The following is a 727-nucleotide window of genomic DNA, read 5'->3' as shown; positions in this document are numbered from 1 at the left end:
TACTCATATGATTTAATAAAATCAACGTTGTATTTTTCAACGCTTGATAAGTAGGACTCTCTAAATGATGAATCAGGCGTATACCATGACTTTTCATAAAAATAGGCTTGAAGATCTTTCGATTTAAATACATACCCATGCCGCGCATAGATTTCATTTCGAGCTAGCCTTAGTTCACTCGAGCTCAAACTGCTAATATCACTATAGCTTAATTTGTAAGAATCCGAACCAGCAAGAATATAAGAGCTTGAAGTAGCATAAGAGCGCGGCCCAGGCACGATCACTTCTCGTTCTTTTATGACGGTTTTTTCCTTTTCGACGGGCGGCGTTTGTATATTTAACATAATACTTTCTTCACTTTGAATAGTGTAGGGACTGCTTTTGAACGTTGTGCCGTCTTTTTGCACTTCTGCATGAACAGTGACGCTTCCATCCGTGGCAACAGGCCCTATTTGTGATGAGCTATTCACCTGCAGTCCCGTGCTTTTTCCATTTACGAATAAAATAGCGTCATCTCTATTCGATGAGATTGTAACGTAAGCCCCTTTAAATACCACAGATATATTTTCTTCTTTTTGCCGGTGAAAATTTACAGTGGTTTGGTCTGTAAGTTTTCCATAAGAGCTTTCATAAGAAGCCGTAAGCGGGTAATTCCCAATCATAAAAGGTCCTATTTTTTGCGTTTGATTCTTGGATATCGATTGTTTTGTATCATTGACTGTAACTG

At 38.5% G+C, this 727-nt stretch carries 1 protein-coding gene; it reads right to left on the bottom strand.

Features of this window, described 5'->3' with window-relative positions:
• Positions 1–662, bottom strand: a 662-nt coding sequence (locus tag AC1DRF_RS30855) for a YARHG domain-containing protein (protein ID WP_477742680.1), incomplete at its 3' end; no start/stop codon positions are given.
• Positions 663–727: the final 65 nt, after the last annotated feature.

The organism is Priestia sp. P5_B4, assembly GCF_056400385.1.
The sequence above is the reverse complement of the archived record's forward strand: the minus strand, read 5'-3'. Positions and strand labels throughout refer to the sequence as shown.